Annotated in this window: 26 protein-coding genes and 2 pseudogenes; 12 read left to right on the plus strand and 16 right to left on the minus strand. The window is 68.7% G+C overall.

The features are described from left to right. Positions 1–641: 641 nt before the first annotated feature. The gene (locus ACO1BU_RS29395) at positions 642–1,757 is read left to right on the plus strand and encodes an IS110 family RNA-guided transposase (protein ID WP_424139522.1); all 1,116 of its coding nucleotides are present in this window, start codon (positions 642–644) and stop codon (positions 1,755–1,757) included. Positions 1,758–2,117: 360 nt separating this feature from the next. Here the strand turns inward: ACO1BU_RS29395 and ACO1BU_RS29400 are convergent. The 11 genes and pseudogenes from ACO1BU_RS29400 to gcvA form a co-directional block, all read right to left on the minus strand. Next, positions 2,118–2,420 (minus strand): annotated as a pseudogene (locus ACO1BU_RS29400) (IS3 family transposase); the annotation flags it as partial. A gap of 60 nt (positions 2,421–2,480) precedes the next feature. Continuing rightward, positions 2,481–3,191: an IS6 family transposase gene (locus ACO1BU_RS29405; protein ID WP_058390100.1), complete on the minus strand. Its 711-nt coding sequence runs from the start codon at positions 3,189–3,191 to the stop codon at positions 2,481–2,483. Between the two features lie 67 nt (positions 3,192–3,258). Beyond that, positions 3,259–3,465: a hypothetical protein gene (locus ACO1BU_RS29410; RefSeq protein WP_424139523.1), complete on the minus strand. Its 207-nt coding sequence runs from the start codon at positions 3,463–3,465 to the stop codon at positions 3,259–3,261. Between the two features lie 55 nt (positions 3,466–3,520). Beyond that, positions 3,521–4,654 (minus strand): FAD-dependent monooxygenase, encoded by a 1,134-nt coding sequence (locus ACO1BU_RS29415; RefSeq protein ID WP_424139524.1) that lies wholly within the window; start codon positions 4,652–4,654, stop codon positions 3,521–3,523. A gap of 54 nt (positions 4,655–4,708) precedes the next feature. After that, positions 4,709–5,689: a Bug family tripartite tricarboxylate transporter substrate binding protein gene (locus ACO1BU_RS29420; RefSeq protein WP_424139525.1), complete on the minus strand. Its 981-nt coding sequence runs from the start codon at positions 5,687–5,689 to the stop codon at positions 4,709–4,711. Between the two features lie 49 nt (positions 5,690–5,738). Continuing rightward, positions 5,739–6,551 (minus strand): alpha/beta fold hydrolase, encoded by an 813-nt coding sequence (locus ACO1BU_RS29425; RefSeq protein ID WP_424139526.1) that lies wholly within the window; start codon positions 6,549–6,551, stop codon positions 5,739–5,741. After that, complete coding sequence (locus ACO1BU_RS29430) at positions 6,548–7,780, minus strand: CaiB/BaiF CoA transferase family protein (protein ID WP_424139527.1); 1,233 nt, start codon at positions 7,778–7,780, stop codon at positions 6,548–6,550. Before ACO1BU_RS29430 ends, ACO1BU_RS29425 begins: the two co-directional genes overlap by 4 nt. Then, a complete protein-coding gene (locus ACO1BU_RS29435; protein ID WP_424139528.1) occupies positions 7,777–8,574 on the minus strand; it encodes an IclR family transcriptional regulator in 798 nt (265 codons plus the stop codon). Before ACO1BU_RS29435 ends, ACO1BU_RS29430 begins: the two co-directional genes overlap by 4 nt. Then, complete coding sequence (locus tag ACO1BU_RS29440) at positions 8,571–9,719, minus strand: thiolase family protein (protein WP_424139529.1); 1,149 nt, start codon at positions 9,717–9,719, stop codon at positions 8,571–8,573. The genes ACO1BU_RS29435 and ACO1BU_RS29440 overlap by 4 nt, the downstream gene beginning before the upstream one ends. Next, positions 9,716–10,153 carry a Zn-ribbon domain-containing OB-fold protein gene (locus ACO1BU_RS29445; protein ID WP_424139530.1) on the minus strand — a complete coding sequence of 146 codons (438 nt, stop codon included), beginning with the start codon at positions 10,151–10,153 and terminating at the stop codon, positions 9,716–9,718. The genes ACO1BU_RS29440 and ACO1BU_RS29445 overlap by 4 nt, the downstream gene beginning before the upstream one ends. A gap of 263 nt (positions 10,154–10,416) precedes the next feature. Continuing rightward, positions 10,417–11,298: a transcriptional regulator GcvA gene (gene gcvA, locus ACO1BU_RS29450; protein WP_424139531.1), complete on the minus strand. Its 882-nt coding sequence runs from the start codon at positions 11,296–11,298 to the stop codon at positions 10,417–10,419. Positions 11,299–11,428: 130 nt separating this feature from the next. Between gcvA and ACO1BU_RS29455 the strand changes: the two genes are divergently transcribed. From ACO1BU_RS29455 to ACO1BU_RS29500, 10 genes are all read left to right on the plus strand, one after another. Beyond that, complete coding sequence (locus ACO1BU_RS29455; protein WP_424139532.1) at positions 11,429–11,818, plus strand: Zn-ribbon domain-containing OB-fold protein; 390 nt, start codon at positions 11,429–11,431, stop codon at positions 11,816–11,818. After that, the gene (locus ACO1BU_RS29460) at positions 11,815–12,966 is read left to right on the plus strand and encodes a thiolase family protein (protein ID WP_424139533.1); all 1,152 of its coding nucleotides are present in this window, start codon (positions 11,815–11,817) and stop codon (positions 12,964–12,966) included. Before ACO1BU_RS29455 ends, ACO1BU_RS29460 begins: the two co-directional genes overlap by 4 nt. A gap of 2 nt (positions 12,967–12,968) precedes the next feature. Next, entirely contained in the window at positions 12,969–13,724 is a 756-nt protein-coding gene (locus ACO1BU_RS29465) for an SDR family oxidoreductase (RefSeq protein ID WP_424139534.1), read from the plus strand. A gap of 1 nt (position 13,725) precedes the next feature. Beyond that, positions 13,726–14,526, plus strand: a complete 801-nt coding sequence (locus ACO1BU_RS29470; protein ID WP_424139535.1) for an enoyl-CoA hydratase/isomerase family protein — start codon at positions 13,726–13,728, stop codon at positions 14,524–14,526. Beyond that, positions 14,523–15,743 (plus strand): CaiB/BaiF CoA transferase family protein, encoded by a 1,221-nt coding sequence (locus tag ACO1BU_RS29475; RefSeq protein WP_424139536.1) that lies wholly within the window; start codon positions 14,523–14,525, stop codon positions 15,741–15,743. The genes ACO1BU_RS29470 and ACO1BU_RS29475 overlap by 4 nt, the downstream gene beginning before the upstream one ends. Before the next feature lie 23 nt (positions 15,744–15,766). Then, positions 15,767–16,729, plus strand: a complete 963-nt coding sequence (locus ACO1BU_RS29480; RefSeq protein WP_424139537.1) for a Bug family tripartite tricarboxylate transporter substrate binding protein — start codon at positions 15,767–15,769, stop codon at positions 16,727–16,729. Between the two features lie 62 nt (positions 16,730–16,791). Further along, positions 16,792–17,181: a PaaI family thioesterase gene (locus ACO1BU_RS29485; RefSeq protein ID WP_424139538.1), complete on the plus strand. Its 390-nt coding sequence runs from the start codon at positions 16,792–16,794 to the stop codon at positions 17,179–17,181. Positions 17,182–17,260: 79 nt separating this feature from the next. Continuing rightward, positions 17,261–17,980 (plus strand): nitroreductase, encoded by a 720-nt coding sequence (locus tag ACO1BU_RS29490; protein WP_424139539.1) that lies wholly within the window; start codon positions 17,261–17,263, stop codon positions 17,978–17,980. Positions 17,981–18,037: 57 nt separating this feature from the next. After that, complete coding sequence (locus ACO1BU_RS29495; RefSeq protein ID WP_424139540.1) at positions 18,038–19,063, plus strand: NAD(P)H-dependent flavin oxidoreductase; 1,026 nt, start codon at positions 18,038–18,040, stop codon at positions 19,061–19,063. Between the two features lie 157 nt (positions 19,064–19,220). Beyond that, positions 19,221–19,931, plus strand: a complete 711-nt coding sequence (locus ACO1BU_RS29500) for an IS6 family transposase (RefSeq protein WP_424139546.1) — start codon at positions 19,221–19,223, stop codon at positions 19,929–19,931. A gap of 54 nt (positions 19,932–19,985) precedes the next feature. Here ACO1BU_RS29500 and ACO1BU_RS29505 read toward each other — a convergent pair. From ACO1BU_RS29505 to ACO1BU_RS29520, 4 genes and pseudogenes are all read right to left on the minus strand, one after another. Then, a pseudogene (locus tag ACO1BU_RS29505) lies at positions 19,986–21,137 on the minus strand (IS256 family transposase); the annotation flags it as partial. 169 nt (positions 21,138–21,306) lie between these two features. Beyond that, positions 21,307–21,471, minus strand: coding sequence for a hypothetical protein (locus ACO1BU_RS29510; protein WP_424139541.1), 165 nt, complete (start codon positions 21,469–21,471; stop codon positions 21,307–21,309). A gap of 414 nt (positions 21,472–21,885) precedes the next feature. After that, positions 21,886–22,788 carry a segregation and condensation protein A gene (locus ACO1BU_RS29515; RefSeq protein ID WP_424139542.1) on the minus strand — a complete coding sequence of 301 codons (903 nt, stop codon included), beginning with the start codon at positions 22,786–22,788 and terminating at the stop codon, positions 21,886–21,888. Beyond that, positions 22,751–23,440 (minus strand): hypothetical protein, encoded by a 690-nt coding sequence (locus ACO1BU_RS29520; protein WP_424139543.1) that lies wholly within the window; start codon positions 23,438–23,440, stop codon positions 22,751–22,753. The genes ACO1BU_RS29515 and ACO1BU_RS29520 overlap by 38 nt, the downstream gene beginning before the upstream one ends. A gap of 79 nt (positions 23,441–23,519) precedes the next feature. On the opposite strand from ACO1BU_RS29520, the gene ACO1BU_RS29525 reads away from it, so the two are divergent. Continuing rightward, positions 23,520–23,714 carry a hypothetical protein gene (locus ACO1BU_RS29525; protein ID WP_424139544.1) on the plus strand — a complete coding sequence of 65 codons (195 nt, stop codon included), beginning with the start codon at positions 23,520–23,522 and terminating at the stop codon, positions 23,712–23,714. Positions 23,715–23,775: 61 nt separating this feature from the next. On the opposite strand, the gene ACO1BU_RS29530 is transcribed toward ACO1BU_RS29525, so the two are convergent. Continuing rightward, positions 23,776–24,359, minus strand: a 584-nt coding sequence (locus ACO1BU_RS29530; RefSeq protein ID WP_424139545.1) for a tyrosine-type recombinase/integrase, incomplete at its 5' end; no start/stop codon positions are given.

The following is a 24,359-nucleotide window of genomic DNA, read 5'->3' on the forward strand; positions in this document are numbered from 1 at the left end:
GCGAGGACGCGTGCCTTCGCCATCTGGGCGGAAATCAGTGGGGCACCTGCCATAGCGTAAGATCTGAGCCAGCATCGCCTCCGGCCTGCAAGCACGATCAGTCCAGCGCCAACAACTTGACGGTGCCGGGCGATCTGCTCGGTCATGGTAGCCTCCATGACCACTATACGCGATGGGGTATCCCGCAACAATATACGAAGCTGCGTATAATTTTCGTTTAGACGCTAAGGCGTATGGTCCGGGCGCCGACACCCGTTCGCCGCGTAATATATCTTATGTAAAAATCAAGACACTTCCGGCATCTACATCAACGACTTACGTGTGCTCGTCCAACCGAAGCTGAATGGGCCGGCGAAGCAGATCGCTGCCTCAAGCCGGCCCTGCCGCCAGCGTGGGAGGAACGCTGGGCAGCAACGTCAGCATACCACACGTATTGCAGTGCGGCGATCGAGGTACTTGCGAATGCCCCATCCAGTTGAGCGGCTGTTCGCCTCTTTGCCTCAACATCCGTCCCTGCTCGTCAGGATGATATCTAGACCAGATGTCCGTTGGAGGCGGGGGTGGCCCGCCTCGCACTGTGCAGGAATGACGAGGGTTGCGCCGGGTAGGCCGGCGCCTTGCCTCAGCACAGGAGACGGGCCGTGGGAGAGCGTATCACCTTTGTCGGGCTGGACGTGCACAAGGCGACGATCGCCGTCTGTGTGGCGGAGGCCGGCCGGGATGGCGAGGTGCGGTTCGTAAGCGAGATCCCGAACGAACCGGCGGCGCTCGACAAGCTGCTGGCGCGCCTCGGCCGGGGTGGCCGGACCTTGCGCTTCGCCTACGAGGCCGGGCCTTGCGGCTACGGGGTGTACCGGCATCTTCGTGGCCGCGGCCACGACTGCGTGGTGGTCGCGCCGAGCCTGATCCCACGCAAGCCCGGCGAGCGGATCAAGACCGACCGGCGGGACGCGACGGCGCTCGCCCGCCTGCACCGGGCCGGCGAGTTGACGCCGGTCTGGGTGCCGGACCCGGAGCACGAGGCCATGCGGGACCTGGTCAGGGCGCGGGCGGACATGGTGGAGGCGCTCCGCAAGGCGCGACAGCGGCTGATGGGGTTCCTGCTCCGGCACGGGCGGAGCTACGACGCCAAGCGCTGGACTTGGCCGCATCGCAAGTGGCTGATGGAGCAGACCTTCCCGCACCCTGCCCAGCAGGTCGCCTGCCAGGAATACCTCGACGCGGTGACCGAGCTCGAGGCGCGCATCGAGCGCCTCACCGGCCGCATCCGCGACCTCGTGCCCTGCTGGAGCATGGCGCCGGTGGTCGAAGCACTGCAGGCGATGCGGGGCGTGTCCCTGATCGTCGCCTCGGCACTGGTGGCCGAGGTCGGCGACTTCGGCCGGTTCGACAACCCGCGCCAACTGATGGCCTATCTCGGCCTCGTGCCCTCGGAACACTCCAGCGGGGCGAAGCGCCGGCAGGGCGCAATCACCAAGGCCGGTAGCCCGCTCGCGCGCCGCATGCTGGTCGAGGGCGCCTGGACCTACCGGCTGCCGGCCCGGGTGTCAGCGCAGATGAAGCCCCGCCTGACCGGATTGCCGAGGGAGGTGCGCGAGGTCGCATGGAAAGGACAGGTGCGCCTCTGCGCCCGGTACCGGCGCCTCCAGGCCGCCGGCAAGCGGCCGCAGGTCGTCGTGACGGCGATCGCGCGCGAGATGGTGGGCTTTGCCTGGGCCATTGCTCGCATGGTGATGCCAAAGGCCGTTGCAGCCTGAACCGCCCGACCACCACAGCAGAGGAGAAAACACCGAACAGACGAGACGCTTGGGCGAGGAGGTGGAGCGGTCAGGGGAACCCTCGAAAACACTACGGGGAGGCTTCGCACCGATCCCCGCCGCTAGACAGAGGCAGCCCCGCGACGATCAGGGTCATGCGGTACCCAACCCGCGCATCAGAGCTGGATCAACCGTCGCTCGTCATCCGCCTCCTCACCCAAACGCCTCATTGTCGAGAACAACGCCTGCACGGCGAACGGCGATGCACGCCCCGGTCTTGAAAGGACGGACATCAGAGGGTCATGCGGTACCCAACCCGCGCATCAGAGCTGGATCAACCGTCGCTCGTCATCCGCCTCCTCACCCAAACGCCTCATTGTCGAGAACAACGCCTGCACGGCGAACGGCGATGCACGCCCCGGTCTTGAAAGGACGGACATCAGAGGTGTACGGTCCCGGGGTGTAGTGTGACGGATCGAGCCTGAAGCGCTCGGGCTCTTTCGTCCATGTTTGGTGGATGAATTCGTTGGGTGTGAGGCCGCGCAAGGTCTTGAGCCGACGGGCATGGTTGTAGGCATCGACGAAGAGCTGGAGGTGGGACCGCAGCTGCTCGTGGGTGTCGTAGTGGTAGCGCTTAACGGTGGCGTCCTTGATGGTGCGGTGGCATTGTCACGTTGTTTGGGGACCGAGCAAGTTTGACCGCGAGGCGGAGTTTGCGTGACCTTACGCCGCCATATGGGCACACGTCTCCTGCCGCCAGATCCGAAAGGCCTTGGAGCGCTCGCGCCGGTATTGATCGGCGGCCATCAGGTGCCGCCGCGGACGGAAGTGGCCATAGATCATCGCGTGCGCCGACAAAAACCGCTGGGCTTGCCCGGCTGACTTGAAGCGCTGCATCGCGCGTTCTCGACGTCGGGTCGGCCTATGGGAATTCTCGGCACGATTGTTCAGGTAGCGGCTGGTCCGATGCTGCACACCGGGTAGGACCTCTCGCTGTGCAACGCCATAGCTGCGGAGCCCATCGGTGACGATCTTGCGGGGTCTATACTGGAGGCCCACCAGCAGGCGCTTGAAGAAGCGTTTGGCGGCCGTGGCATTGCGGCGCTCCTGCACCAGGATGTCGAGCACGACTCCGTGCTGATCCACCGCGCGCCAGAGATAAAAGAGCTCGCCGTTGATCTTCAGGTAAACTTCATCCATGTGCCAGGTGTCGCCCGGTCTTGGCCGCCGCTTGCGCAGCTTGGCCGCGAACTCCGTGCCGAAGCGGAGGCACCAGCGACGGATACTCTCGTAGCTGACCACTACGCCCCGCTCGGCCAGGATCAGCTCGATGTCGCGTAGGCTCAGGCTGAACAGGTGGTAGAGCCAGACAGCATGCTGGATGACCTCGGCCGGGAAACGGTAGCCGGGGTAGGTGGTGGGCTCGGACGGCATGCCGCCAGCTTCGCCTGACGAGTTCGTTCCAGCCAGAGCTGGCCAACGTGACAATGCCCGCCATGGTTCACCTCGGCATGCTGCTACTGTGGCTGTAGCCTTTGCAGAGACGCCCTAGGCGCGCCGCCACATCCGTCGGGCCGCCAGGCGAGAACGGCACGACGACACGCAGGGGCTGGGTCGGCCAGATATCCCGTGCGCGCGCGATGACCGGGGCCGAGAGGCTGGTCACCGCAGCGAGCCGCAGCGCGTCGCGGCGTCGGACTTCGATCATCCTGTTCTCCTCCGTTTTTCTCGTTCTTTCCCGGCCGGCGTCGTGGAGCCGGCCGTCAGGCCAGGGAGGGCTCGGCCAGCGGCACGCTCCATGCGTCATAGCCATAGACCCAGTCCGGGTCCGTCCGCCGGCTCATCCATTCGTTCCGGTGCGAGGTGAGCTGGATGCGAGAGGTCCGCTCGCGGCGGGTGGCCTCGTAGCGGGAGAAGGCGCCTTCCAGCGTACCGGCCTCGTCGAGGGAGCGCGTGAGGACGGCTCCGTCCTCGATCGCGGAGGCCGCGCCCTGCGCCATGTAGGGCACCATGGGATGGCAGGAATCGCCGAGCAGGGCGACGCGCCCCTCCGACCAGCGCGGAAGCGGATCCCGCTCGTAGAGGGCCCATTTGTACACTTCGGGGCAGGCCGCGAAGACGGCCTGCACCTGGGGGTGGAAGCCTGCGAAGGCGGCACGGAGGTCGCCCAGGTCACCCTTGGCCGACCAGGACTCGTTGCGCCATTCGGGCTCGGGCACACTGGTGACGAAGTACACCTCGTCCCGCCTTGGCGTGAGGTAGTAGATCACAACGTGCCGGTCCGGGCCCCACCACTTCGTGCAGTCGTCGATGGGATAACCCCCGAGAAGGGAGGCGGGGAAGGTGGTGCGGTAGGCGACGCGCCCGGTGAAGCGCGGCTCCTCCGGGCCCAGCATCCATTCGCGCACCCTGGAGTGGACGCCATCCGCGCCGATCAGCGCGTCGGCCCGGGCCGTGCTGCCATCCGCGAAGCGCATCGAGACGCCGCTGCCATCCTGCCTAAGCTCCAGCAAGGTCTTGCCGCGCTCAATGCAGGCCTCCGGCACGGCGGAGAGGATGGCGGCGTGAAGGTCGCCGCGATGCATCAGCAGATAGGGCGCGCCGTAGCGCTCCTCGAAGGCGGAACCGAGGGGCAGCTCGTACTTGACAGCGCCGGTGTCCCATTCCCGGTTGTTCCAGCTCTTCGGCTGGAAAGCCAGTTCGCGCAGGCGCGGCTCGAGGCCGAGCGCGCGCAGGACCTTCAGGGCGTTCGAGCTCTGCTGGATGCCGGCGCCGATGCGGGCGAAGGCCTTCGCCTGCTCGTAAACCCGCACGTCGTAGCCGCGGCGCTGCAGCAGCGCCGCGGCCGTCAGCCCGCCGATGCCGGCGCCGATGATGGCGATCCTCGCCTTTGTCATGTCCCCGTTTCCTCCTGAGCCGCCTTTGGCGGGCCATGCTGCCTGGTGGGCGCCTCAATCCATCCGGATGTTGGCCTGGCGGACCACGGCGGCCCATTTCACGATCTCGCCCCGCATCATGGCGGCGTACTCGGCAGGCGTGCCGGGCTGCGGCTCCGCGCCGATCTGCAGGAAGCGCTGCCGGGTCGCGGGCTCCTGCAGGACCCGGATCAGCTCGCTGTGGATACGATCTTTCACCTCCGCGGGCGTGCCGGCCTTCGCCGAGATGCCGCCCCAGGAATAGGCGCCGTAACCGGGCAGGCCGGATTCGGCGATGGTCGGCAGATCCGGCAGCAGCTCGGACCGTCGGGGCGTCGAAATGCCGAGGGCACGGAGCTGGCCTGCCTGCACAAAGGACAGCGCGGTCGGGGCGTCGCTGAACATGAGATCCACATGGCCGCCAAGCAGGTCCGACATCGCGGCCGCGCTGCCCCTGTACGGAACCTGCCGAAGCTGCACGCCGGCCTGCATCGCAAAGAGCTCGCCGGCGAGATGTGTGCCCCCGCCATAGCCGGAATGGCCGAAGGTCAGCTGCCCCGGCGCCTCCTTGGCGCGCGCGATCAGCTCCGGCACGGAGTGGATCGGGAAGTTCGGCCTCACGACGAGGATGATCGGATAATACGCCACGAGGGTGATCGGATCGAAATCCTTCTCGATGTCGTAGCTGAGATTCTGCTGCAGGCTCGGCAGCACCGTATGGTGGATGACGGAGAAGAGCAGCGTATAGCCGTCCGCAGGGGCGCGTGCCGCGGTTTCCGCGGCGACGACCCCGTTGGCGCCCGTCCGGTTCTCGATGATGACCGGCTGGCCGAGCAGTTCCGCGAGGCGCTGGGAAACGATGCGCGCCGTCTGGTCGATAGGCCCCCCGGGCACGAAAGGAACGATCACGCGCACGGGCTTGGAGGGGTAGTTGTCGGCCCGGACGGGCACCGTGGTGGTGGCGGCTATCGCGATCGAGCCACCGAGGGCGCGGCGGCGGGTGATGCTGTTCGACATGGACCTTTTCCTCCTGCTTATCGATTCGCGTTGTTCGCTTCCGACGGGCTCACTGCATCGCCGCGGTCCAGTGGGCGGGAAGGAGGGCGGCCAGGGCATCCGGCTGCGTGACCGGAAGCAGATGGCCGCCACGGGCCAGGACCTGCCGGTTCAGCCGCGCACCGGCATGCTCCCAGGCGGCCGCGATCGGTTCCATGCTGTGCGGCGGTGTCGACAGGTCGTCCTCGGCCGCAAGGGCAAGGGAGGGCCGGCCCGGCACCGCCAGTGCTCCGAATCCCTCGAAGGAGGCGAGGGCCTGCCAGGCGGCGGCCCATCCTTCCGGCCGCATCGCCCGAAGGGCTGTCGAGGCGTAGGACACGGCGCCGGAGGGGGCCACCGCCTCCCAATCCGGACCGAACCATCGGGACAGGGTGGGCGCCAGCACGGCGTCCATGCCCGCCTGGGTGGCCGCCTCCCCGCGCCGCGCGAACTCGGGAAAGCCCCGGGGCGGTGTGGCGATGAGGGTCAGGGAGAGCACCGCATCGCTGCGGGCCGCCGCGAGCGCCGCGACGGCTCCGCCCATCGAATGCCCGAGGAGGTGTACCTGGCCACCGGCATGCGCGATGGCGCGGAGGACGTCCTCGACGAAAGCCTCGAGATCGTCCGGGATGATGCGCGCCGCCTCCCCGTGTCCGCGCTGGTCGTAGGAGACGAGCCGCCAGCCATCGGGCAGGGCTGCGCCCAGCGGATCGAAGGACGCGCGATCGAGGCCGAGGCCGTGCAGGGCGAGCACGGTGCCCCGCACCCCCGCACCGGACTCCCGCCAGCCGGTTTCGAGGCTTCCGAGGCGGACGGTCCGGTCCTGGCCGGAAAAACCCGTCATGCGATCTCCTGCGTCCGCGGCGCGACCACGCCGTCGGCCCGCAACGCCTCCACCTCCGCCGCGTCCAGGCCAAGCCAGCCGCCCAGCACGCGCACCGCGTCCTCGCCGAGCCGGGGCGGATAGCCAGGTTCGGGCGACGTCTCGCCGACGAACTTGATCGGGTTACCCACCACCTCGATCCGCGTTCCATCCTCCCGCAGGAGCGGCTGGACCATGCCGCGCCCGGCCATACGGGCGTCGGCAAGCGCCTCGGGGACGGTCTTGATCAGCGCGACGGGGACGCCGCGCTCCTGCAGCGGGGCAATCCAGTCGGCGGCGTCCCGCGCCAGGAACGCCTCCTCTAGGATCGGCCACAGCGCCTCGCGGTTCTCCAGCCGGCGGGCGCCGGTGGCGAAGCGCGGATCGGCGGGCAGGGCTTCGCGGCCCAGGGCCTCGCAGAGGCCACGCCACATGCGCTCTGTGTTCGCGGTGACGACCAGTTCGCGTCCGTCGCCCGCCACGAAGGAGCGGTAGGTCGGGATGGAGTCGTGCCGCGCGCCCTGGGGCTGCGGCGTCACGCCGGCGACGAGCGCGTAGGTGCTTTGGTAGGAGAGCATGGCGAGCTGGCAGTCGAGCATCGAGACATCGATCACGCGTCCCTCGCCGGTGCGCTCGCGGTCCGCCAGGGCGGCGTTGATCGCGATGGTGGCGTACATGCCCGCCACCATGTCCCCGGCCGGGATCCCGAGCCGCACGGCCGGGCGCCCCGGCTCCCCGGTGAGGCTCATCACGCCGGACAGGGCCTGCACGATCATGTCGTAGGCGGGCTGGTCGCGCCACGGACCGGTCTGGCCGAAACCGCTGACGGACGCCCAGATGAGCCGGGGGTGCGCGGCGCGTAGCGCCTGGATGTCCAGGCCGATCCGGGCGGCCACGCCGGGGCGGTAATTCTCCACCACCACATCCGCCTCGGCGATCAGGCGCGTCGCCAGGGCGAGACCCTCCGGCCGCTTCATGTCGATGACGAGGCTGCGCTTGCCACGGTTGATCCCGAGGAAGTAGGCGCTGTCGCCGTCCACGAAATGCGGCGGGATGTCGCGGCTGGAATCGCCCTCCGGCGTCTCGACCTTCACCACCTCCGCGCCGAGGTCCCCGAGGATCTGCGTGCAGAAGGGGCCAGAGAGGAAGGTGGTGAGGTCGAGGACGCGGTAGCCGGACAGCGGCGCCGCGCGGGACGCGTTCTGGCTCATGCGTTCGGGGCTCCGAGGCCGTAGGAAAGGGCTTTCGCGCGGGCGGCGATGTCGCGGCCGATCGCGTCGATGCTGGCATGCGGCATGCGCGATTTCGGGGAGGTCAGGCAGATGCAGCCGATGACGCCTGCCGCGCCGAAGACGGGGGCCGCGATACCGCGTGCATCCGGCAGCTTCTCGCTCTCGGAAACGGCCCAGCCACGATCCTGGATGGCGCGCAGCTCAGCCTCGATCACCTCGGGCGCCGGCGGCGGCTGACTGGTCGCCGGCGACGGGCCCTCGTCCCGTAGGATGGTCCGGACGGTTTCGGGCGGGAGAAAGGCGAGGATGGCCTTTCCCGAGGCGCCCCAGACCAGCGAGAGCGGGCGGTGCATGTCGAGCTGGTATTTCAGCCTCTGCTGCCCGTCGGCCCGGGTTGCAAAGCTCATCGCGCGTTCCGTCGGCAGATAGAGGCCGAACACGACGGTCTCGTCGAAGGCCCTCGCGATCTCCTCGATCACCGGCTGCGCGAGGAGCGGCGGGGCGACCCGGCTCACGACCCGGGCCGACACCCGGTAAAATTGCGGGCCGATCGCGTATTGGCGGCTCTCAGCCACCGCTTCGACGAAGCCCTCCTTCCGCAGGAGCTGCAGGAGGCGGTGCACGGTCGAGGGCGCGAGGCCCATGCTCTCGGCCATCTGCTTGACCGTGACGTTGCCGCCCGCATCGGCCAGCAGCGCCAGCATCAGCAGAACCCGGCTGACGGTGCCGCTGCCAGCCTCTCCCTCGACGGGCTTCCCGGCGATCGCGTTCACGCGGCCATGCGCTCGTACAGGTGGACGGTGCAGGCGCCGTGATCGAGTCCGGCGATGCCCCCGCCCGTGACATGGGACAGGCCGACCCGCGCGTCCTCCACCTGGCGTGCCCCCGCCTGGCCGGTGAGCTGCCAGTAGATCTCGACCGCCTGGGCCACGCCGCTCGCGCCCACCGGGTGGCCCTTCGAGAGAAGGCCTCCGCTGGGATTGACGACGACGTCGCCGCCATAGGTGGTGCGGCCGGCACGCAGATACTCCGCGGACTCGCCCGGGGCGCAGAGGCCCAGCGCCTCGTAATAGACCAGCTCGGCGATCGAGAAGGCGTCGTGCAGTTCAATCACATCGACATCGCCGGGGCCGATCCCGGCGGCCTCGTAGGCGTCCCGCGCGGAATCGTAGGTGATCTCCGGCCTCAGCATGTCGCGGAACCCGCCCGTGACCTGCCCGGAGTGGAGGACCGAGGCCGAGATCCGCACTGCGGGAAGCCCCAGCCGCCGGCGCGCGGCATCGGAGACCATGACCACGGCGGCAGCGCCATCGCCGGTCGGGCAGCACTGCAGCAGGGTCAGGGGCTCCGCGATGGGGCGGGACTGCAGGACCTCCTCGACCGTCACCTCGCTGCGGAACTGGGCGTAGGGGTTGCGGGCGCCGTGGCGCCGGGCCTTGACGCTGACGCCGGCCAGGTCGGCGGTGCTCGCGTTCCGCTCGTGCAGGTAGCGCCGCGCGCGCATGGCGTAGAGGGCGGGCATCACCATGCCCTGCTGCACCTCGGGATCCTCCGTCACCAGGGGGAGCGTGCCGCCACCGAACTGCGTCAGCTTGTCGACGCCGATCACCAGGACGATGTCATGCCGCCCCGCCTGAATATCCTTCCAGGCGAGGTGCAGCGCCGAGGCGCCGCCGGAGCAGGCATTGTCCACATTGGTGACCGGCACCGACCCGATCCCCAGTTCCTTGACGATGCGCTGGCCGGTCAGCATGCCGCCGAAGGCGTGGCCGCAAACGACCGCCTCGACCTCGTTCTTCGAGATGCCGGCCAAGGACAGCGCGTTCAGCACGGCCGGAAGGGCGAGGCCGGCATAGCTGGACTCGCGGTGCCGACCCATCGGGATCATGGCCGCGCTCACGATGAAGGCCTCGCTCATGGGCGCGCTCCTTCCATGTCGACGGGTGCGACGAACCAACGGTCCCCATCGGCGCGCAGCTCGACCGGGAGGTCGCAGCGAAGGGCCTCGTCGGGCGCCTCGACCTGCGCGAGCACGCGGACGCCGTTCTCGAAGTCCACATAGCCGATGGTGTAGGGCACCGGCCGGCTCGAGGAGACATGCACCTTCGAGAAGGAATAGAGCGTGCCGCGAGGGCCGAAGGTCATCGGCTCCATGTCGCGCGCGCCGGTCTCCAGGCACACCGCGCGCGCCGGAAAGGCGAGACTGCCGGATGAGCGGGACACACTGCCCCGAAGATGGACAACGCCATCCCGGACCTCGAAGGCGGGCTGTTGCTGGGCCAGGTCGCGAAGTGGAGTGGCGTCATCCGCCCAGGCAGTGCCCGAACTTCGTGACGGCGATAGCAGACTCATCGTGGCGTCTCCCCGGCATCCTCATCTCGGAGGACTTCCCTGTTAAGAAATTCCGCTATTCGGAATGTAATGCCACTCACAGGAATTGGTGTTGTTTATTGGACCTCTGAGGGGCTGTCCAGCCGAAAGCTACAGCAGGTCTGATTGGGTCGGGCGAGCGGATCGAGGCCTCGTGCACCGAGTCAGATTCAGAGGCACCCAGGTCGGCCTTCGGCGCTCGGTGCAGCAAGGCTCCAGCTTGCCACATCCAGCTCAGGCAGCCGTTACTCCGCCTGATCCATCAGCCAAGCCCGGAAGCGCCGGAAGGCCGGGTTCCGTAACCGGCCCGGCGGGTAAACGAGGTAGTAGGTGAAGGCCCCCCGGTCGAGCGCCGGCCCGAAGGGCTGGACCAGCCCGTCGTTCCGCAGGTCCTCCGTCATCAGGGCCTTCTGGGCGATCATGACACCCTGCCCCGCCATGGCGGCCTGGAGCGCGAGCACGGAGCTCGCATAGCGCGGGCCCGCATAGGGATCGATGCCTTTCAGCCCCGCAGCCTCCAGCCAGTAGCGCCAGTCATCAGGGCGCGCGAGGGAGTGCAGGAGGGAAACCCGCGCCAGGTCCCCGGGCGTGCCGAGGCCGGCTTCCCGCTGCAGGGATTCGGTGCAGACGGGGATCAGCTCGTTCGGCACCAGGCGGTCAGCCTCCAGTCCCGGCCAGTTGCCGTCGCCGAGGCGGATGGCGCAGTCCACGTCCTCCCGGTCGAAATCCACGTTCTCCAGCGAGGTGGTCAGCCGCACTTCCGTCACCCGGTTCGTCTGCTGGTAGATGGAAAGGCGCGGGATGAGCCACTTCATGGCGAAGGTGGTGTAGGCGCGTACCTTCAGCACCTCGGGCCCGCGGCGGCCGGTGAGGCGGCGGCTGGCTTCGCGGATTCCGTCGAAATGCGGGGAGATGGCGGCGAGGTACTGCTCCCCCTGCGCCGTGAGCACCATCGCGCTCGGCGAGCGGCGGAACAGCGGTACGCCGAGGTCGTTCTCCAGCACCTGGACCTGGCGGCTGACCGCGCCCGGCGTCACGCCCAGCTCCTCGGCCGCGCGCCGCACGCTGCCGAGGCGGCCGGCCGCCTCGAAAGCACGCAGCGGGTTGAGGGGGGGAAGCCGGTCCATCCAGGCAACGTCTGGAAGTGTTGAGTATTGGTCAATATCCCTCGCGGCTTTCTCCGCCTGTGCTCCGCGCGCGGTGGCGTTAAGCAGCACGCAAGAGAAGCCGGGCCGCCGCCCGGCGAGGAGGAACGCCATGCAGCAAGCGTCGCAGACGCTCGATGTGTCACGCTCGCCGGCCGGCGCTTCGGACCAGCCCATCCGCCTGCAGGCCTCGCGTGACCGCCATTCCGACCAGTGCGTCTTCCCGGCGGTCCCGGAGAGTTCTCCCTCCGCGCCGCGCTACGAGCCCGTGCAGCTGTCGGAACGAGCAGTCCTCTACAGCTTCACCGTGATCCATCCGAACCCGAAGAGCGGCCAGGCGCCCTTCGCTCTCGTCTATGCCGACTTCCCGGAGAGGGCCCGCGTGTTCGGGCGGCTGCGCCTGCCGGAGGGGCAGCGCCCGCGCATCGGCATGCCGCTTTCGCCCGTGGCGGACGACGCCGGGCAGTACGTCTTCATCCCCGCGCCGGAGGGCAACCAGTGAGCACCGAGGTCTATATAGCCGGCGCGGCCATGACGGCCTTCGCGCGGCACGACGACAAGTCCATGCAGGACCTCGCCCAGTTTGCGGCGCTGGGCGCGATGGCCGATGCGGGCATCGAGGCCGGGCGCATCCAGGCCATGTACAACGCCAATGTCTATGGCGGCATGGTGCTCGGCCAGGTGCTGATGCGCGACCTCGGCCTCGGCGGACCTGCGCTCTACAACGTGGAGAATGCCTGCGCGAGCGGGGCCACGGCGGTGCATCTCGCCTGCCAGGCGCTGCGCCTCGGCGTGTACGACACCGTGCTGGTCTGGGGCGTGGAGATGCTGACCAAGCTCGGCGGCGGCACCATCCCCATGCAGCGCAACGACTACAAGACCGATCTCTACGCCGCCCAGGGTATGACGCTGCCGACGGTCTATGCGATGCGCGGCACCCGCTACCTGCATGAGCGGAACGAAACGCCGGAGATCCTGGCGCGGGTGGCGGTGAAGAACCGCGGCCATGGCGTGCTGAATCCGCTCGCGCAGCAGCGCAAGGCGGTGACGCTGGAGGAGGTGCTGCAATCCCGCCCAGTGGCGGAGCCGCTGACACTGCTGCAGTGCTGCCCCTCCATGGTGGATGGTGCCGCGGCGGTGGTGCTGACGACAAGGCGGCCAGGGGCAGGGCGCCCCGCCGTGCGTGTGGTCGGCTCCGCCGTGCAGTCCGGCCGCATCGAGGAGGGATGCGACAACATTCTGGATGCCGAGATCACGGCCCGTACGGCGCGCATGGCGTATGAGCAGGCTGGGCTCGGCCCGGAGGACGTGAACGTCGTCGAGCTGCATGACGCCTTCACCATTGCCGAGCTGCTCTATTACGAGGCGCTCGGCCTAGCGCCGCAGGGCGGGGGCGCGGACTTGCTGCGGCGCGGGGATACCGCGCTGGGCGGCCGCGTGCCAGTGAACCCGAGCGGTGGGCTGCTGGCGAAGGGCCATCCGTTGGGCGCCACGGGCGTCGCGCAGATGGTGGAGGTAACCTGGCAGCTCGAGGGCCGGGCCGAGGGGAGGCAGGTGGAGGGGGCGCGCATCGGCCTCACCCAATGCACCGGCGGCGGCATCGCGGGCGTGGACCACGCCGCCTCCTCCGTCCACCTGCTGGCAGCCTGAGCATGGCGGAGGTGGATGTCGCGGCCGTCACGGGCGGCGCGCGGGGGATTGGCTTCGGCATCGCGAATACGCTGGCCGGTGCGGGTTACGATGTGGCGCTGCTCGACCTTGACGTGGCCTCGCTGGAAGAGGCTGCGACGCGGCTGCGGCAGGCCCATCCCGGCCGGCGGGTGCTGCCCCTCACGGTAGACGTGACGGACCGGCCGCAGGTGGACGCCGCGATCGGCCGGGTGAATGCGGAACTCGGGCGGCTCGACGTGCTGGTGAACAATGCCGGCATCGTCCGTGACAAGCGGTTGGGAAAGATGGAGGAGGAGGATTGGGATGCGGTGATCGCGACCAATCTTCGCTCACAGTTCCTTACCTGCAAGGCGGCCATCCCAGGGATGGTGGAGCGCGGCCATGGGCGGGTGATCAATATTTCCTCCCGCGCCTGGCTAGGCGGCTTCGGGCAGGCGAACTACTCGGCGGCCAAGGGCGGCGTAGTAAGCCTGACGCGCAGCCTGGCGATCGAGTTCGCGGCAAAGGGCGTGACGGTGAACGCCATCGCGCCGGGGATCATCGAGACGCCGATGTTCCTCGGCTTCAAGGAGGAGGTGCAGGAGCGGCTGAAGAAGAGCGTACCGATGCAGCGGATCGGCACGCCAGCGGATGTCGCGCAGGCCGTGCTGTTCTTCGCGGCCCGCGCTAGCACCTATATCACCGGCCAGCTGCTCTATGTCTGCGGCGGCCGGAGCCTGTCCAGCCCGAGCGTCTGACATGGCCATCCACACCGTCATCGGCGACGCCGTCGCCACCATCACCATCGACCGGCCGGAGGCGCTGAACGCGCTCGACGTGCCGTCCCAGGCAGAGCTGCGTACCCAGCTTCTTGCGGCTCGGGATGACGACGCGGTGCGTGTCATCGTCCTTACCGGGGCGGGCACGCGCGCCTTCTGCGTCGGCGCGGACCTGAAGAACACGCCAGCCAGCACCGACCCCTATGCCAGCGCCTGGACCTCCGGGGACGAGGCCGCGACACGCCGGGGCGCCTATGTGCGCATGCTGAACCTGGAGCGCCTTTCCATTTGGAAGCCGATGATCGCGGCGGTGAACGGCCACTGCCTCGGCGGCGGGATGGAGCTGGCGCTGCAATGCGACCTGCGTGTGGCCTCCGAGTCGGCCAGCTTCGCCCTCCCGGAGGTGCGGGTGGGCAGCGTTGCGGGGGTGTGCGGGCCGCTGCTGATGCGCGTGATCCCACAGGCTCATGCGATGAAGATGCTGATGACCGGCACGCGGATCGATGCGGCCGAGGCGCTGCGCATTGGCTTGGTCAGCGATATCTGGCCGGCGGCCGAGCTGGCGGCGAGGGCGCAGGAGCTGGCGCGCGCGATCGCGGCCAATGCGCCGCTCTCGGTTGCCGCCACCAAGAGGGCCGCGCGCGAGACCGAGGTGCTTCCGCGCGCCGCGCTCGCCGACATGACGGAGATGGTATTCGGTATGCTGAAGGACACTGAAGATCGCGCCGAGGGGCGCCGCGCCTTCGCGGAGAAGCGCACCCCACGCTTCTCCGGTCGGTGACCGCCTTGGCGGCGCATCAGTCTGAGGAGCGGCATCCGCTCGAGGGCGCGCTGGCCGGCATCCGCGTCGTCGACTTCTCACAGATCGCGGCAGGGCCGCTCTGCACCATGCTGCTGGCCGATATGGGCGCCGATGTCGTGAAGGTGGAGCCGCCGGGTGGCGACGTCGGCCGCATGCTCGGCCCGCCCTTCGTCGAGGGCGAGAGCACCACCTTCATGTCCCTCAACCGAAACAAGCGCAGCGTGGTACTGGACCTCAAGACCGACGCCGGGCTGCGCCAGGCGTGCCGGCTGGCGGAAACGGCGGATGTGCTAATCGAGAGCTTCCGCCCCGGCGTGGCGGACCGGCTCGGCATCGGCTACGGGGCGATCTCGGCGATTAACGAGCGGGTCGTCTACTGCTCGGTCTCGGCCTATGGGCAGAATGGGCCGTGGGCCGGGCGGCCGGGCGTGGATGGGGTGGTGCAGGCCATTTCCGGCCTAATGAGCATCACGGGAACCGAGGGCGAACCGCCCTCCAAGGTGCAGGCGCCCATCACGGACATGGCGACGGGCTTCCAGGCCGCCATCGCCGTGCTCGCCGCCCTGCGTCGGCGGGATGCGGGCGAGCGGCCGGGGCATCTCGATGTCAGCCTTTTCGCCAGCTCGCTGATGCTGCAGCAGGTGCCGCTGGCCGGCTTCCTCGCCTCCGGCGAGGCGCCGGTGCGCTGCGGCAGCGGGGCACCCTATGCCACGCCCAACGAAGCCTATGAGACGGCGGATGGGCATATCCTCGTCGCCGCCTACCAAGCCGGGCGCTGGACGCGCTTCTGCGAGGTGATCGGGCGCGCCGAGCTGGCCGCGGAGCCGCGCTTCGACACGCTGCCCCACCGTATGGAGAACCGCGCCGCGCTGACGGAGACGTTAAACGCCGTGCTGCGGCAGCGCCCCGGCGCGGAGTGGCTCGCCATTCTGGAGGAGGCGGACATCATCTGCGCGCCGGTCGCCGATTACGGCAGCCTGGTGGAGGCGCCGCAGGTCACCGCCTCCGGCCTGATCGCCTCGGTGGACCATCCACGCGCCGGGCGGATCGCCATGCCCGGCTTCGCGATCGGCGGAAAGCCCATGGCCATCCGGAGACCGCCACCCCTGCTGGGCGAGCACAACGAACTGCTGGACGAAGAGCCGCACGGGGCGAAGGCCACCGGGTCTCCGCGCCAAGCGGTGCGGGCAAGCTAGAAAACGAAAAAGGAGGACGTTCGATGCTGAGCAGAAGAATCCTGCTGGGCACGTCGGGGCTGGGGATGATCGGCTCCCGAGCCAGGGCGGAGAATTACCCGAGCAAGCCGATCCGGCTCGTCGTGCCCTATGCGCCGGGCGGCGGCACGGATATCGCGGGCCGGCTGACGGCCGCGCGCCTCTCCACGGCGCTGGGCCAGTCTGTCGCTGTGGAGAATCGCGGGGGCGCGGGCGGTAATATCGGCACGCAGGTCGTCGCCGCGGCAGCGAAGGATGGCTACACGTTGCTCTTCGCCGCGAATGCGTTGACGATCAACGCGGCCCTCTATGCCAATCCCGGCTTCGACGTGGCGCGGGACTTCGCTCCGATCGCGGGCGTCGTCTCGACGACCGTGGTGCTGGTCGTGCAGGCGGACATGCCCGTGAAGACGCTGCCTGAGTTCGTCGCCTATGCCCGGGCGCGGCCGGGCGAGCTAAATCACGGCACTCCCGGGCCGGGCACGCCGCAGCATCTGGCGGCCGAGCTATTCGATTCCATGGCCGGCACGAAGATCACCCATGTGCCCTATCGCGGGACGGCTCCCTCGGTGACCGGCCTGCTGAGCGGCGACGTGAACCTGATGTTCGCGAGCGTCAGCGCCGTCGAGCCGCTGATCAAGGAGGGCCGCATCCGCGCCCTGGCGGTGACCTCCAGCAATCGATCGTCCTCCTGGCCGGATCTGCCGGCGATCGGCGAGGTGCTGAACGGCTATGAGTGCGATCTTTGGTACGCGATCCTCGGTCCGCGCGGGATGGCCGCGCCTAGCGTGGAGACGGTGGACAAGGCTGTCGCCGGGATGATGAAGGACTCGGAATTCGTCCAGCTCATGCGGACACGCGGCTTCGAGCCCAACTATCTTCCCGCGGCGCGGCTGGCCGCGGTGCTGGCGCAGGATCTCGACCGTTGGAAGAAGCTGGGCCAAGCCACCGGCATTAAGATGGAGTAGTGGGGCTGCTGCGCTGCCGAACGGCGGATGGGGCTGGATGGATTCATGGAGCGCTAATGAGGATGGACAACCCGCTCCTCGAATATCTCGGGATCAGCCTGACGCGCTGGGTAGCGGGCGAGGCCGAGGTCCAGCTCGATCTCGGGCCGCGGCACCTCAACCGGCAGGGCAGCCTGCAGGGTGGCGTGACGGCGACGTTGCTGGACGCGGCCTGCGGCTATGCCGGGCTGTGGACGGAGGAGAGCGACGGGCCGGGCGATGCCGTGACGGTGATGCTGACGGTCAGCTATCTCGCCAAGGTCCAGCAGGGGCGCATCACCGCAACGGGGCGGGTCACGCGCTCGGGCCGGCGCCTGTATTTCTCCTCCGGGGAGTTGGTGGCGGAGGATGGGACCATCATCGCCACGGCCCAGGGAAGCTTCAGCCGGTCCAGGCCGCGCGCTGGATCCTGAGCGGGAGGGCGAGGCCCCGCCTTGCCAGCGTCCCGACCGGGCCTGCTTGGTGGCAAGAGATGACGTGGGGAGGCTTGGGGTGACGGGCATCAACGGGCGGGCGGAGCCGCCGGCAGATCTGGCCGTGATGGCGGAGGCGGTGACCTACGCGATCACGAGCCGGCGGAGCATCCGCGGCTTCCGGGATGTCTTCGTGGACCGGGACACCGTCACGCGGCTGCTGGAGATCGCCAGCCGGGCGCCGAGCGGCAGCAACATCCAGCCCTGGAAGGTGAGGGTGCTGACCGGGGCGTCGCTCGCCGCCGTTTCGGAGGCGCTGGTGGGCGCGTGCCTGTCGGGAGAGGCCGAGCGGGGCGAGTACCACTACTATCCCCGGAACTGGCGCCCGCCCTACATCGAGCGCCGCCGGGCAGTGGGATGGGGGCTCTATGCGCTGGCCGGGGTTGCCCGTGGCGACAAGGCGGCCGGCGAACGGCAGCGGGCCCGGAACTACTCCTTCTTCGGCGCGCCGGTCGGCTTGATCTTCACCATCGACAGGGACCTGGAGCAGGGCAGCTGGCTCGACTACGGCATGTTCCTGCAGAACCTGATGGTCGCGGCGCGCGGCTTCGGCCTTGATACCTGTCCGCAGGCGGCCATCGCAAACTACCCCGACATCCTGCGGCGTGAACTATCGATTCCGGATTTCGAGATGGTGGTCTGCGGCATGGCGCTCGGCGTGGCGGACCCTGCGGATCCGACCAATAGCCTGGTGAGCGAGCGCGAGCCGGTTTCCGGCTTCGCCACCTTCCACGACTGAGCAGGGAGACGGACGATGAATTCGGCGACGACAGAAACGGCCCTCAGCCCGCCATCGATGCCGCCCTCGCCGCGGCAGCCGCATCCCGGCGTGTTCGACACGCGAATCACGCGGCTTTTCGGAATCCGCCATCCCATCCTGTGCGGCGGGCTGATGTGGCTGTCCGATGCAAGCTATGTCGCGGGCATCGTCAATGCCGGGGGGATGGGCTTCATCACCTCGCGTTCCTTCGCGACGCTGGAGGCCTTCCGGGCCGAGCTCAAGGCCTGTGACGCGCTGACGGGCGGCAAGCCCTTTGGCGTGAACCTCTCCACGTCGCGCCACACGGAGGTGAGCCTGGCGGATTACCTGGCCGTGTCGCTGGAGATGGGAGTGCGGTTCTTCGAGACCTCCGGCCGTGCGCCGGCCGACGAGCTGATCCGGGCAATCCACGCCGCGGGTGGGGCGGTGATCCACAAGGTGCCGCTGGTGCGACATGCGCTGACGGCGGAACGGCTGGGCGTGGATGCGGTGGCCATCGTGGGCATGGAATGCGGCGGCCATCCTGGCGCCAACACCGAAGTGCCAGCGATGATGGGGGGCGCGATCGCTGCGGAGCGCCTGCGGATTCCGTTCGCGATCGGGGGCGGCATCGGCACGGGACGCCAGCTGCTTGCGGCCCTGGCCGTGGGCGCCGATGCGGTGGTGATGGGCACGCGCTTCATCGCGGCTGAGGAGGTGACGGCGCATGTGGCCTACAAGCAGCGCGTCGTCGAGGCCGACCAAAGGGGATCGGTCGTCGCCTTCGCTGAGAATCCTGTGCTCGGCGGCGCCTGGCGGGTGATGGACAACGCGACGGCGCGGGAGGTCCGGCGGCGGGAAGCCGCGGGGCTCCGCGGCTTCGACGACTTTTCCGACCTCATCCGGGGCAGCCTGCTGTTGGAGCGGTGCTACCGCCAGGGCGATCCCGAGGCCGGCATGGTCTCCATGGGGCCGGCAGCGTGCTTCGTTGAGCGGATCGAGCCGATCGCCAACATCGTCGACTCCATCATGTCCGAGGCTGCGGCCTATCGTGACCGCCTCGGACGCATGAGTTCGCGTTGATGTCGCGCTACTGACTTCTGGCCGTGTCCCAAGACGATCGGAAGCCCTGGTCGCCGAACTCGTGAGTTTGGCAGCACTGTCCTGACGCGCCGCCTCGACATCATGGAACGGCCTTGTCAGGTTGGCGGCTCGGTCGGGGAGTGGCAGCCTGCCCGGCATGACGACCTCACCCAACCCCTATCGCGGTTTCCGGTACCCGGCCGAGATTATCCAGCATGCGGTCTGGCTGTATCACTGCTTTAGTTTGAGCCTGCGGGACGTTGAGTTGATCCTGGCAGCCCGAGGCATTGTGGTCAGCTACGAAAGCATCCGCGAGTGGGGCCTGCGTTTCGGCCGGCTGTTTGCCAATGCTCTGAACCGGCGTCGGCCAAGGCCGGGCGACAAATGGTACATGGATGAGGTGTTCATCCGCATTCGCGGCAAGCAGCATTACCTCTGGCGTGCAGTGGATCAGGATGGTGTCGTGCTCGACACCCTGGTGCAGAGCCGGCGCAGTGCCACGGCCGCCAAGCGGTTCTTCCGCAAGCTGCTGAAGGGCTTGCAATACGTCCCGCGGGTGGTCGTGACGGACAAGCTGCGGAGCTACGCCGCCGCAAAGCGCGACATCCTGCCCGGGGTGGAGCACCGGCAGAGCCGGTACCTCAACAACCGGGCCGAAGTGTCGCACCAGCCAACGCGACGACGAGAGCGGCAAATGCAGCGGTTCAAGTCGGCCCGACACGCGCAGCGCTTCCTTTCCACCCACAGCCGGATCCACAACCACTTCCAGCTTCGCCGTCACCGCCTGACCGCCACTGAATACCGCATCGTTCGTGACGCCGCATTCAGCACATGGCGGGATGTGACCGGAGTTGCGCCCGCCGCGTGAGGTCACTACCAGCCGTAAGCTCTCGGCGTCGCCATCATCGCCAACCTGACAACGCCCGCCCATGGCCTCGACGCCCATGTAGCGGTGCTGCAGTTGCCACTCATCGTTGGCTTCGAGCAGCACAGCGCCGATCAGGCGGATGATGGACGCCTCAGAGGGAAAGATGCCGACCACGTCGGCGCGGCGCTTCACCTCCTTGTTGAGACGTTCCAGCGGGTTTGTCGAATGCAGTTTGGTCCGGTGCGGCGCCGGGAACGCCATATAGGCGAGCACGTCATGCTCGCTGTCGTCCATGAGCTTGCCGAGCTTGGGCCAGCGTTCGCGGAGTTGGTCAGCGACATGGCGCCAGGTCTGCCGGGCCCCGTCCTGGTCGGACTGGAGAAAGGCCTGGCGCAACGCGGCCGAGGCCATGGACTGTTGGGCCTTGCCGACATGGGCGAGGGCGTTCCTCATCCAGTGGACGCGGCAGCGTTGCCACGTCGCGCCGAGGACGCGGGCGATCGCCGCCTTCAGCCCCTCATGGGCATCGGAAACCACCAGCTTCACGCCCTTCAGGCCGCGCCTGACCAGGCTCTTGAGGAAGGTCGCCCAGAACGTCTCGGCTTCCGACGGGCCGATGTGCAGGCCGACGATCTCCCGGCGCCCCTCGGCATCGCAGGCCACGGCGATTATGGCGGCGACCGAGACGATGCGGCCACCCTCGCGCTGACGGAGATAGGTGGCGTCCAGCCAGAGGTAGGGCCACTCGCCCGACAGCGGCCGGTCGAGGAAGGCCGTGACCCGCTCGTCGATGTCCTTGCACAGCTTGGAGACGGTCGACTTCGAGATGCCCGACAGCCCCATGGCCTGCACCAGCTCGTCCACCCGCCGGGTTGAGACGCCGCCGATCCAGGCTTCCTGGATCACCGCCACCAGCGCCTTCTCGCTGGTCTTCCTGGGCTCGAGGAAGGGTGGGAAGTAGCTGCCCTGCCGGAGCTTGGGGATCCGGAGCTGCAGAGACCCCAGCCGGGTGTCCAGCGTGCGGTCGCGAAAGCCGTTGCGGTAGTTCAGCCGCTCGCCGGTGCGCTCGTGCCGGGCGGCGCCGATCTGCCCCTCCACGTCCGCCTCCATCAGCATCTGCAGCACCGCCTCGGCAACGCTGCGAAGGAAGTCACCATCTCCTGCTTTCGCCAGCAGGTCAGCCAGTGGCAGTCTGTCCTCGGTCATCGGGTCCTCGGCCGGTCAGCGGTGGGAGCTTCGCAACTCCACCCTAGCCGCCAGGTCCGATGGCCACCCAAGCCCTACATCCCGGACCACGCCGGATTTTCCACCACCTCCGTGGACGCTACCTTCGGATCTGGCGGCAGGAGACGTGTGCCCATATGGCGGCGTAAGGTCACGCAAACTCCGCCTCGCGGTCAAACTTGCTCGGTCCCCAAACAACGTGACAATGCCGCCCGCGCTGTTTGGCCTTCGCGATCGCGTTTTTGACCGCGGAATCCGCGAGGGCCGGTGCCAGGATGGCTTCCCCCTCCTTCTTGGTAGCTGCATGCAGTTCCATGATCGACTCCCTTCGTCGACCCTCCTCATGAACACCGACTGCGATTTTAGCCACAAGAGTCCGTCGATTTTTGTGTCTCTCCTCTGGACGGCAAGTCGTCGGCGGAGGGCGGACCCTACAGCGCATGTGTTACTGACTGGCAGGCATCTGAACCACCGATGACATCGCCACGCCGGATCTGCCGGAGGATGCGAACGCGTCAGGGCAACGATGCGGCTTTCATTCCGGACCCGCAATTTTTCTGGCAAAGATGGATGTGCTGGAGGGTAGTCAGGGGAGCACGCCCTGGACACTTCCAACACGCCCAGGCAAGTCGAGCTCGGCTGGGTTCCTGGCGACCTCAGCACTCCGATTTCCCGTCAGCACGCCCGAACGGGGTTATCACCAGCAAGAAGGTGCCGAGGAGCCGAACAGTCAGGCTGGTGATCGCGAAGGGTGCGAGGAGCGCAAATTACCCGACGCGCTCATACGGCCGAGCGAGATCGGCCCGAAGGGCTCGCCCTGCTCCAAGGCGGCCAGACCGTCCCGCGCCATCTCAAGCCCGGCAACGAACGTGCTGGCGAGCGCCGCCCGGAGCCGAATGGTTCTGTCGGGAGCGTGCTGTGGGATGAGAGGTAGACAGCGCTCGATGATGAAAGGGCCGTCCTGCTGTCCGAGCAGCTCCGCAATGCGGCGGATCGCGTCCGGGATGCGCCAGAGGTCGGGCGGGCTGGGCCGGTAGATTGGGGTCGGCGCGCTGCTCTGCCCTTCCCTGCCCTCCAGCATCGTCAGGGTCGCCTCCAGGAAGGCCACGAGGAGTTCCGCCTGGGGCCGGGCCTGGGCTGGCGCGCCCCTCCCCGGGCCGAACACGGCCCGCCCGAGTTGCGGGCGGGCGGAGAGCCAGTCCGCCCCGGCCCGCATGCGGGCGAGCTCGTCCAGTAGCTGGAGGCGCCGGGCTGCGGCTGCCCTCGCATCTTCTGCCTCCTCGGGGCTGGAGGGGGCCAGGAGCTGGGCCTTGAGCAGCAGGAGCTGACTGGCACTCACCAGCCAGTCCGCCCGGCGCTCCAGCGGGATACGCCCCTCCCCGGCCTCGATGGCGGCCACCAGCTGATCGGTCAGGGTCAGGATGGAGAGCCGGCCGAGGTCGACCCGCTGACGGCGGACCATCTCCAGCAGGAAGTCGAGCGGGCCCTCGAAGCCCTCAACGCTGAGCTGCGGGGCTGCACGGCCTGGAGAGGCGTCATAGGGAGCTACCCTCCCCTCCCCGTCCCAGCTCTCGTCCTCCACCGCCGCCGCGCCCTCAGCCACCCCGGCGCGCCCCGACGCGGCCCCGACCATTCCGACCCGTTCGTTCCCGCGGGGGCGGGCGGCTCTCCTGACCTCCTGCCGCCTCTGCTTCCCCTGCTCCACCCGGGTAGTGCGGCTGCAACTCAAAGGAGAGCTCGGGCCAGGCGCGGCGCAGGTGGGTGATGGCGGCCCAGGGCGACCGGTCGGCCGACCAGAAGCCCACGCGCATTTGGCCCATCTTCTTCTTGCGGCCGTCCAGCGTGGAGGGGAGCGCCTGCACATTGCGGAGCGGACGAGTCACACCCCAGTGGACCCGGAGCCACTCCCAGCTCACGCGCTCCTCCGGGCCGAGAACGAGAACGGCGGCCGACACGGGAAGAACCCTGTGCAGGTCAAAGGGACAACTCCGGTCCGTCGCCATCCGGGCAAGCGCCGCATGATGGTTGGCGGCCGCAGCATCGCGCAGGCGCCGGGCCAGGATCTTGGCGCCCGCGAGGCTGATCGCCCGCACCCCGTCCTGCGGGGCGGCCATGGGTAGGAGGAACTCCTCTTCCATCGCGGCGAGGTCCAGCACCCAGGGCACCACGCCCGATCCGGCCGCGGCCGCCCGGAACGCCTCGACCCGCTCGGCGAGCCCGCCCACGGTCAGGGTGTTCCAGAGCCAGTCCACCGGAACCGGGGCGGGTTGCCAAACGGTGGACACGGCGTCGTCTGCATCCGCGGCTGCGCCGGCCCTGCTCTCCTGTCTTGGCATTCCGGACCGGTGCTCCTAGAGGCGCGCCATGTTCGTCAAACCACTCCGCCCCCTGCAGGACATTCCCGAGGAGAAGGAGATCCGGGTCAGCAGGGAGGGACCCGGGCGGAACAGCTGGCGCTGGTCGATCTGGCAGGGGTCGCGCCTTATCGCCCGGGCCAAGCTGGGCTTCTCGGGCGCCGAGGCCGCGTATGAGGCGGGACGCCAGGTCCTGCACCGCTGAGGCTCGCCACCACGTACCGGCGGCCGAGGGCAACTGGCCCGGCTCCCCTCCCCTGCTCCTCTCACAGGTCGAGCAGCCGGGCCGGGCTGTCGCGGGTGATCTTGGCGCGGCGGCGGTAGCCCTGGGTGGTGGCGATGCTCTTCTGCCGGGCGTGGTGCATCACCTGCTCGTCGAGCGCGCCCTTGAGGTAGGCCTCGGTGATGAACCCCGCCCTGAGGCCATGCGGGGAGAGGCGCTCGGTCTCGTCGACCGTGAGTCGGGCCAGCTCCGCCCTCCGACGTAGGATCTTCCATACTCCCTGCGGAGAGAGCCGGTCCTCCAGCGCACCGCCCGGGCTGAGCCGGCGGAACACCGGCCCCCACTCGATGCGGGTCCGCCGCAGCCACTCCTCCATCGCCCGCACCGGGCAGGAGAGCGGGTTCAGCCCGCGGGGGATCCCGATCGTCGCCCCCTCCCCCTCCTGGTCCCGCTTGGAGCGCGGGATGAACACCGTCATGCCCTCGCCCGTGAAGCGCAGGTGCTCGCGGTCGATCCCGACGATCTCGGAGCGTCGTAGGGCGCCGGCAAAGCCCAGCAGCAGCAGGGCGCGATCCCGATAGCCGGCCGTGTCGGTGCCGCAGGCCGCCAGCAGGCGCTTGACCTCGG

The organism is Roseomonas chloroacetimidivorans, assembly GCF_049629625.1.
Taxonomy (GTDB): Bacteria; Pseudomonadota; Alphaproteobacteria; order Acetobacterales; family Acetobacteraceae; genus Roseomonas; species Roseomonas chloroacetimidivorans.